The sequence below is a fragment of the Streptomyces corynorhini genome, from assembly GCF_003346515.1.
GTDB lineage: Bacteria > Actinomycetota > Actinomycetes > Streptomycetales > Streptomycetaceae > Streptomyces > Streptomyces corynorhini.
Genome location: NZ_QQNA01000265.1, coordinates 1 through 8,522 on the forward strand (window position 1 = coordinate 1; position 8,522 = coordinate 8,522).

General features: G+C 74.1%; 7 protein-coding genes. 1 reads left to right on the forward strand and 6 read right to left on the reverse strand.

Translation table 11 applies throughout. From position 1 onward, the window contains the following. Window positions 1–1,069, reverse strand: a 1,069-nt coding sequence (locus DVH02_RS28075) for a cytochrome P450 family protein (protein ID WP_147286145.1), incomplete at its 3' end; no start/stop codon positions are given. Between the two features lie 158 nt (window positions 1,070–1,227). Beyond that, window positions 1,228–2,148 carry a hypothetical protein gene (locus DVH02_RS28080; RefSeq protein WP_114626660.1) on the reverse strand — a complete coding sequence of 307 codons (921 nt, stop codon included), beginning with the start codon at window positions 2,146–2,148 and terminating at the stop codon, window positions 1,228–1,230. Between the two features lie 43 nt (window positions 2,149–2,191). Here DVH02_RS28080 and DVH02_RS28085 point away from each other — a divergent pair, with 43 nt between their 5' ends. Next, window positions 2,192–3,664, forward strand: coding sequence for a pyridoxal phosphate-dependent decarboxylase family protein (locus DVH02_RS28085; protein WP_114626661.1), 1,473 nt, complete (start codon window positions 2,192–2,194; stop codon window positions 3,662–3,664). Here DVH02_RS28085 and DVH02_RS28090 read toward each other — a convergent pair. From DVH02_RS28090 to DVH02_RS28105, 4 genes are all read right to left on the reverse strand, one after another. Continuing rightward, window positions 3,626–4,405 carry an exodeoxyribonuclease III gene (locus tag DVH02_RS28090; RefSeq protein WP_114626665.1) on the reverse strand — a complete coding sequence of 260 codons (780 nt, stop codon included), beginning with the start codon at window positions 4,403–4,405 and terminating at the stop codon, window positions 3,626–3,628. The two genes, DVH02_RS28085 and DVH02_RS28090, sit on opposite strands and share 39 nt — an antisense overlap. Window positions 4,406–4,449: 44 nt before the next feature. Continuing rightward, on the reverse strand, window positions 4,450–5,082 hold the full coding sequence (locus DVH02_RS28095) for an MBL fold metallo-hydrolase (protein WP_114626662.1): 633 nt from the start codon (window positions 5,080–5,082) through the stop codon (window positions 4,450–4,452). Between the two features lie 72 nt (window positions 5,083–5,154). Further along, window positions 5,155–6,447 carry a bifunctional 3-oxoadipate enol-lactonase/4-carboxymuconolactone decarboxylase PcaDC gene (gene pcaDC / locus DVH02_RS28100; RefSeq protein WP_114626663.1) on the reverse strand — a complete coding sequence of 431 codons (1,293 nt, stop codon included), beginning with the start codon at window positions 6,445–6,447 and terminating at the stop codon, window positions 5,155–5,157. 269 nt (window positions 6,448–6,716) lie between these two features. Beyond that, window positions 6,717–8,522: glycoside hydrolase family 5 protein (locus DVH02_RS28105; RefSeq protein ID WP_114626664.1), on the reverse strand; the 1,806-nt coding region annotated here is incomplete at its 5' end.

Below are 8,522 nucleotides of genomic sequence, written 5' to 3' on the forward strand. Positions count from 1 at the left end.
GGCCGTGGCCGAAGGAGATGTGCCGGTTGGGCGAGCGGGTGATGTCGAAGTCACCGGCCGCGGGGCCGTGCCGGCGCTCGTCGCGGCCGATGGCGCCGTAGGACACGACGAGGGCGTCGCCGCGCGGGAGCACCCGCTCTCCCACGGGTACGTCCTCGGTGGCGAAGCGGATCAGGAAGTTGGAGTTCGGCGCGGAGTAGCGCAGGGTCTCCTCGACGACGGCGTCCCAGCCGACGGCTCCGGAGCGGACGAGGGCCAGCTGGTCGGGGTGGGCGGAGAGGTTGACGACGGCGTTCACGAGCAGACAGACCGTGGTCTCGTAGCCCGATCCGATCATCAGTTGCAGGGTGCTGACGATCTCCTCGTCGGTGAACGGGTCGTCGCTCTCGCGAGTGGCGACGAGGGTGCTGGTCAGGTCGGATCCGGGGCGGTCGCGGCGGGCGTCGGCCAGCGTGCGCATCACGGCCGTCAGCTCGGCCTGGTTGGCGCCCACCTCGGCGGGGGCCGTCCGAGTGGAGAGGAACGTGTCGAACAGGGCCCGGAACCCGGCCCGCCGCCCGGGGCCGACCCCCATCAGCTCGCTGACGACGGTCATCGGCAGCGGCAGGGCGAAGGCCGCTTTCAGATCGACGGGGCGCCTGTCGTCGGGCAGCGCGTCCAGGAGTTCCCGGGTCAGTTCGGTGATCCGCGCGCGCATGCCCGCCACCCGCCGGGAGTTGAGCGCCTGCTGTACGGGGGCGCGCAGCCGGCGGTGGTCGTCGCCGTCCACCGTGAACATGGACCGGCCGTGGTTCGCCAGCCCGATCAGCGGCCAGTCGGCGGGGATCTCGCCGCGCCGCCAGGCGTGCCAGGCGCCGATGTCCTTGACCAGGCGCGGATCGGTGAGCAGCGCTCTGGCCTCGGCCTGGCGGGTGACGGCCCACGCGGGCACCCCGCCGGGCAGCTCGACCGCGGCCAGCGGCCCGGCGGCGCGCAGCCGGGCGTGCTCGCCCTCGATGTCCCCGACCAGCGGATCGAGGACGAGGCGTCGGGCGGGACACGGCGAACCGGGCGCGGGCGGAAGGGACATGCGCGGTCTCCTGGGCGGTGGCATGGGCACGGGCGGCTGACGATCGGGCGGGCGGACGGGCGGACGGGCGGACGGGGGAAGGCGCGGGCGGACGACGCGGGCAGCGCAAGGCGCGGGCGGCTGACGATCGGGCGAGCCGCGGACGACGCGGGCGGCGGTCAGTTCAGGAGCCGACGGCGGGCCGTCCCGAGTTCGGCGAGCGTCGCGGCCGCGTCCGGGGCTCCGCCCAGCAGGGAGGGGCCCGCGCCGACGAAGCGCCGGCAGACGCCGACGTGGGCCGCGTACGCCCCCTCCAGGGCCGCACGCAGGGCCCGCCCGGCGGCGCTCCCCTCGTCGCGCGCCCGGGGCGTCCGCCCCCAGGCCCGCAGCTGGTCGATCAGCGCGCGGTGATCGGCGGACCAGAGTCCGGAGAACCCGGCCAGCGGCTGGTGCGGGGGCGCCATGGAGGGCCTGACGAGCGCCTCGTAGTCGCTCGCGGGGAAGCCGGAGGCGAGCCGCAGCGCGGCCGTGGACGCCCGCAGGCAGACGGCCGCCTCCCCGGCGCCCCGGTCGGCGGCGGCGGGCTCGGTGGCGTGGACGGCCTGCGCGACCCCGACGGTGGTGGCCTGGATGAGGGCGAAGAAGAGGCGGTGCCCGTGGAGCCAGCGCGCGGGCCCGTCGGCGGCGACCGGCAGCGGGGCCGTGAGCCCCGGCCGCAGGGCTGTCGGCCCCGGCACCGGGGCCGGTGCCGGGGCCGGGGCCGGGGCCGGGGCCGGGGCCGGGGCCGGGGCCGATGGCCCGGTCAAGCCCGCGACCGCGAGCACCTCGTCGAACACGGGTTCGTGAGCGGCTTCGGGGAGACCGGCGCGGACGGCACGCAGGGTCTCCCGGAGGGCCGCCGCGAGGAGCAGGGCCGGCGGGTGGCCGGAGCGGGCGACCCGGAAGTAGGCGTCGTAGGCGGCCTCGCGCCGGTCGGGCAGCGCGTGGGTGGGCGCGTCCGGCGCGGCCTGTCCGGCGTCGGCGGCGGCGCGCAGGCCGTCGAAGCCGGTGGGCAGCCGGTCGGGCGGAGCGAGGACGAGTAACGGGATATGACGTTCCATAGCGGAACGAAAGGTAGCCCACGATCGCTCGGAGTTCGCAGCCATGTCTCTCGGTAACGAAGTTGAGCCGTTCCGCGCCGCCGTCCACGAGGCCGTCGACCGCCTCGTCGGCCACTGGCGGGCCCTGGCGGACGAACGGCTGCCGGTGACGCGGCCGGGCCGCGCTCCCGGCGCGACCGTCGCCGCGCTGCCCGCGCTCCCGCCGGAACAGGGCGAGCCGCTCGACCGGATCCTCCAGGACACCTGGGACACCGTCGTGCCCGGCCTGGTCCACTGGCAGCACCCGGCGTTCCTCGCCTACTACCCGACCGGCAACTCCCCGGCCTCGGTCCTCGCCGAACTGGTGACGGCCGGGCTGGGGGTCCAGGGCATGATGTGGACGACCGGGCCCGCGGCCACCGAACTCGAACAGGTGGTCACCGACTGGCTCGCCCAGGCCCTCGGACTGCCCGGCCACTTCCTCCACACGTCCGGCAACGGCGGGGGCGTGATCCAGGACTCCGCCTCCTCCGCCGTGCTGGTCGCCGTCGTCGCGGCCCTGCACCGGGCCTCGCGGGGACGGTGGCGCGACCTCGGCACCGAGGGCCGCTACCGGCTGTACCGTACGGACCAGGCCAACTCCTGCGTGGCGAAGGCGGCCCGCGTCGCCGGTCTCGGCGAGAGCACCGTCGTCCCCACCCTGCCCGGCACCGCGCGGATGGATCCGCGCGCGCTGCGCGAGCGGCTCGCCGCCGACCGCGCGGCGGGCGGCGTACCGGCGATCGTGGTCGCCACCGTGGGCACCACCGGCACCTGCGCGGTCGACCCGCTGGCGGACATCGGCCGGATCTGCCGCGAGGAGGGCGTGTGGCTGCACGTCGACGCCGCCTACGCGGGCCCGGCCGCCCTGTGCCCGGAGTTCCGGTGGCTCAACGACGGCGTCGGGGCGGCCGACTCCTACGCCGTCAACGCCCACAAGTGGATGCGCACCGGCACCCCGTGCAACGTGATGTGGACCTCCGACCGGCGGTCACTGACCGAGGCCATGAGCGTCTCCCCGCCCTACCTGCGCAACGAGGCCAGCGACACCGGCGCGGTGGTCGACTACCGGGACTGGCAGATCCCGCTGGGCCGGCCCATGCGCGCCCTCAAACTCTGGTACGTCATGCGCGCCCACGGCCTCCAAGGGCTGCGCGAGGCCATCCGCCACGATGTGCGCATGGCCGCGCTCCTGGCGGAACTCGTCGCGGCCGAAGCCGGGTTCCACCTGGTCACCCACCGGCTCGGCCTGGTCGTCTTCCGGCTCGACACCGACCCGCGGACCCGCGAGGTGGCCCGGAGCCTGGCCGGGGACCCGGCCCTCCTCCTCTCGTCCAGCACCGTCGACGGCCGTCCGGTGCTGCGCGCGGCCCTGGGCTCGCCCCTGCTCACCGAGGCCACCGTCCACCGTGTGTGGCGAACGATCCGCCGCCACGCCGCGCCCGGCGGCCCGACGGCGTCAGAGGTCGAGGTCGACGACGACCGGCGCGTGGTCTGACGCGCCCTTGCCCTTGCGCTCCTCACGGTCGACGTAACTGTCCTTGACGGCACCGGCGAACGGCGCGTTGCCGTACACCAGGTCGATGCGCATGCCCCTGTTCTTCGGGAAGCCCAGCTCGCGGTAGTCCCAGTAGGTGTACGGGCGGTCGTACTTGAGAGGACGCGGCACCACGTCGCTCAGCCCCTCCTCGCGCAGCGCGGCGAGCGCGGCCCGCTCGGCGGGGGTGACGTGCGTGGCGCCCTCGAACCGGGACAGGTCCCAGACGTCGTCGTCCGCCGGGGCCACGTTGAAGTCGCCGAGCACGGCGAAGGGCAGCAGGCCCGCCGCGTCCTCGGTGACGGCCGCGCGCAGCGCCTCGAACCAGGCGAGCTTGTAGCCGTAGTGGTCGTGGCCCACCTCGCGGCCGTTGGGCACGTAGACCGACCAGAGGCGGACCGGGCCGCAGGTCGCCGAGACCGCCCGCGGCTCGGCCACCCCCTCGTACTCCGGGCCGCCGGGCAGGCCCTTGACGACGTCGGTCAGACCGATCCGGGAGACCAGCGCCACCCCGTTCCACCGGCCGGTGGCGTGGACCGCCGACTCGTATCCCAGCTCGCGCAGCCGCTCGGCCGGGAACTGCGCCTCGGCGCACTTCGTCTCCTGGACGCACAGCACATCCGTGCCGGTGCTCTCCAGCCAGGCCAGCAGCCGGGGCAGCCGGGCGGTGATCGAATTGACGTTCCACGTGGCGATGCGCATGAGCACAGCCTATCGGCGGGGTACGACAGCGCCCCCTCCGGCGATCACAGGTCGACGGATTCGCCCGGGGCCAGCCGACCGTGCCCGGCGCCGCAGAGCGCACCGATCTGCCGGTCGTAGAGGGGCCGCGCCAGGTCGGTGAGCAGGGCGTCGTGGATGTCGAAGGAACGGCGCGGCTTGACCTCGCGCACGTAGTCGATCACCTCGGAGAGCTTGCTCCACGGTGCCTGGACGGGCAGCATCAGCGTGTCGACCGGATGGTCGGGTACGGTCAGCGCGTCGCCCGGGTGGAAGACGGAACCGTCCACGAGATAGCCGACATTGGTGACTCTCGGCAGGTCCGGGTGGATGACGGCGTGCATCCGGCCGTAGACCCTGACGTCGAATCCAGCCGCGGTGAAGGTGTCGCCCTCCCCCACCGTGTGGACCCGGCCGGGGAACGCGGCGGAGACCTGTTCGGCGACGCTGCGCAGCGTCCAGAGCCGGGCGGCGGGGCCGGCTTCGAGCGCGGCCCGCAGCCGCCCCTCGTCGAAGTGGTCGGGGTGCTCGTGGGTGACGAGGACGGCGTCCGCGCCCGCGGTCGCGTCCTCCTCGGTGAAGGCGCCGGGGTCGATGACGAGCGTGCGCCCGTCCTTCTCCAGCCGTACGCAGGCGTGGGTCCTCTTGGTGAGCCTCACCGCGCTCGCCGCCTCTCTCGTCGCCGTGCCCCCCCTCGTGCACCGTCGTGGTAGCGGTCACCCACCATCCTGCTACGCCTCGGGCGTCGTTTCCTCCCGGATGACGGCCCCGGCCACCCGGAACGCCGTGTTCGCCGCCGGAACGCCGCAGTAGACGGCGGTCTGGATCAGCACTTCCCTGATCTCGGCCGGGGTCAGCCCGTTGCGCAGCGCGGCCCTGGTGTGGAAGGCCAGCTCCTCCAGATGGCCGCCCGCGATCAGCGCGGTCAGCGTCACCGCGCTGCGGGTACGGCGGTCCAGGCCGTCCCTGGTCCAGACCTCGCCCCAGGCGTAGCGGGTGATCAGCTCCTGGAAGTCGCCGGAGAAGCCGTCGGCGGCGGCCGTGGCCCGGTCCACGTGGGCGTCCCCGAGGACCTCCCTGCGCACCCGCATCCCCGCCTCGTACGGGTCCGCGCGGCCGTTGGAGACGGCGCGGGGCTGTTCCGCGGGGGCGATCTCGGCGACGGGGCCTGCCGGTGCGGAGACGAAGGGCTGCGTCATCCGGTCGGGCATCACCGTCAGCCCGGTCGCCGTGTCGGAGGGGTTGAACCAGGCGGTGGAGAAATGGCGGACGAACAGGTCGGTGACGGCCGCGGGCTGCTCCACGGGCGCGAGGTGGGAGGCGCCGGGCACCAGCGCCAGCCGCGCGTCCGGGATCCCTGCGACCAGGGTCCGCGCCTCGGCCGGTCCTGTGACCTGGTCCTCGGCGCCGACCAGCACGAGGGTCGGTACGGAGATACGGCCCAGCTCCGCCCGGATGTCGAAGGCCGCGAGCGCCTCGCAGGCGGCGATGTAGCAGCCGGGGTCGGTCGTGCGGACCATCTGGACGGCCCACTCGACGATGGCCGGCTGCGCGGCGGCGAACCCGGGGGTGAACCAGCGCTCGGGCGCGGTACGGGCCATCGGGTCGAGCCCGTTGGCCCGTACGATCACCCCGCGCTGACGGAACTCGTCGGCGGTACCGAAGCGGGGCGAGGCGGCCACCAGCGCGAGCGAGGCGATCCGGTCGGGCCGGCGCAGCGCCAGCTCGGCGCCGATGGCCCCGGCGATGGAGCAGCCCACGTACCCGAAGCGCTGTACGCCGAGACCGTCGAGGGTGGCGAGCAGCCGCTCGGCCAGTTCGGGGACGCTGGTGGCGGGATGCGCGGGCGCGCCGCCGTGACCGGGCAGATCGAAGCGGAGCACCCGCCACTGGCGGGCCAGCTCGGGCACCTGGCGATCCCACATGTGCCATGTGGTGCCCAGCGAGGGACCCAGGATCAGTACAGGAGCGCCTTCTGGCCCGTCAAAACGGTATTGGAGGGTCTTCGGTGGTGTCTCGCTCACCTGGCAGACCCTCTCATGCCTCACGGGACCTCACATGGCCGGTCCCGGTCTAGACGCCGCCACCGAGTCGTTCCGTGACCCTCACCAGGGCGGCCTTCGCCTTCGTCTCCTGGTTCCAGAGACGCGCATCGCGCGCACGGGGCCGCGGTGGTGGCATCCCCACCGCTCGGCATCAGGTCCCCGTTCTCCCTCGGGGTACCAGGGGTTGACGGGGCCGGGGCCGGGGCCGGGCGGCTCGTCCGGGGCGCCCCGGACGAGCCGACGCGCTCTCAGGTCAGGGTGCGGCAGAGCAGAGCGGCGGGACCCGCCGAGCTGCCCAGGCGGCCGGTGAAGGCGATTCCGGCCGCGTACTCACCGTCGGCACACTGGCCTTTGTAGTCTCGTTCGGCGAAGTCGCCCCCGGCCGCGTCGGCGGGGCGGTTGTCGGACCGGTCGAACCACACGGTCCGCGCGCCCGTTCCGAGCGAGGCGCGGGCCGGGGCGCAGAGGGCCGCCGCCGTGCGACCGCCGCGATGCCCGTAGCCGATGAGGAACTGGCCCGCGGGGCACTGGAGTTTGGTGTAGCCCGAGGCCCAGTCACCGCCCTGCGGTACGTGGCGCTCGTCGGTGACGACGGTGTGGGCGCCGTCCGCGGCGCGCAGAGCGCCCGCCGTGACATCGGTGCACAGCCCCCGGCCGGAGGTGTGGCCGAGGCCGATCAGGCGCAGCCCGTCGGGGCAGACGGCCTTGGAGGCTCCGGGCGCCCAGTCGCCGGTGGCCCGGGTCAGCAGCGACTGGACGTGGTCGCCGTGATCGGTGGTGAGCAGCCGCCGGACGGGGGTCGCGGGGACGGGTCCTGGGACCGGCTGCCCGGACATGAGGCGGCTCCAGCCCGCACCGCGCCAGTCGCCCTGGTCGAGCAGACCGGACCGGCGCCCGTCCGGGGCGTAGCTGAGCAGGGCCCAGTCGTCGTGGCCCTCCCAGCCGACCAGGGGCCAGTAGGCGAAGTCGGCGTCGTGGTCGGCGAAGTAGTCGGTGATGTTGCCGAACCAGGTTCGGGCGGCCGTCCCCGTCTCGTGGGCGCCTGCGCCGAACTCGCTGATCCACACGGGGGCGGTGAAGTGTTTGCCGCTCTCCTCGGCGACGAAGAACGCCTCGTCGCGGAGTGTCCGGTACAGCTCGTCGCGGGTGAGGTCCTGGTAGCGGGCGTCGTGGGTCTCGCCGATGCCGGTGGCGCCGCTGTGGCGGGAACCCGTGTAGCCGTAGAAGTGGGCGGAGTAGACCAGCTTGTCCGAGGCCACCAGGGTGTGGGACAGCGTGCGTACCGGCTTGAGTTGCGGGCGGCCGTGCGGCAGACCGTCGACGGGCAGGCCGGTCCAGTTGATCCCCTCGATGACGATGAGGAGGTCGGGGTCGGCCTCGGTGAGGATGCGGTCGGCGGCGATCTGGGAGGCGGCGTACCAGTCGTGGTCGTCGCCCAGGCCCCAGTTGGGGTCGTCCAGTATGTCCCGGCGCACCTCGTTGTAGAGGTCGGCCCCCACGACCCGGGGGTCGGCGGCGTAGCGGCGGGCCATGAACACCCAGTCGTCCGCCCAGCGCTGGGTCGACCGGCCGCTGTTCCAGCGCTCGTTGCCGTCGATGCCGCAGCACCAACGGGAGCTGTTGGTGTGGTTGTTGAGGATGACCGCGAAGTCCGCTCCGGTCAGCGCGGCCACCACGCTGTCGAAGACCTGGAGCGGGGTGCTGCCGCGCAGCCGCGGGTTGGCCGCCACGGCGGCGTCCGGCACCGGAGCGGTGCTGTGGATCATCTCGTTGGAGAACGAGAGCCGGATGCTGTTGACGCCGAGCGCGCGGAAGTCGGCCATCAGGTCGGGCAGTGCGGCGCGGTCCAGGCCGAGCGGAATGCCGTGGGAGTTCTGCCCGGCGTGGTGGTTGGCGGGGTCGCCGGTGCTGCCGCTGCCGGTCCACGACCCCTGGGCGCCGTCCCAGTTGGCCGACTTCAGCCGGAAGCGTGAGCCATGGGCGTCGACGATGTACCGGCCGCGGGTCGACAGGGGAGGTTGCCAGGCGGTGTCCGCGGCCGGTACATCGTCGAC

What these genes read in the sequence shown, in the direction of transcription:
- DVH02_RS28080 (WP_114626660.1), bottom strand. Translation starts at nt 2,148, where the DNA reads ATGGAACGTCATATCCCGTTACTCGTCCTCGCTCCGCCCGACCGGCTG.
- DVH02_RS28090 (WP_114626665.1), bottom strand. Translation starts at nt 4,405, where the DNA reads ATGCGCATCGCCACGTGGAACGTCAATTCGATCACCGCCCGGCTGCCC.
- DVH02_RS28085 (WP_114626661.1), top strand. Translation starts at nt 2,192, where the DNA reads ATGTCTCTCGGTAACGAAGTTGAGCCGTTCCGCGCCGCCGTCCACGAG.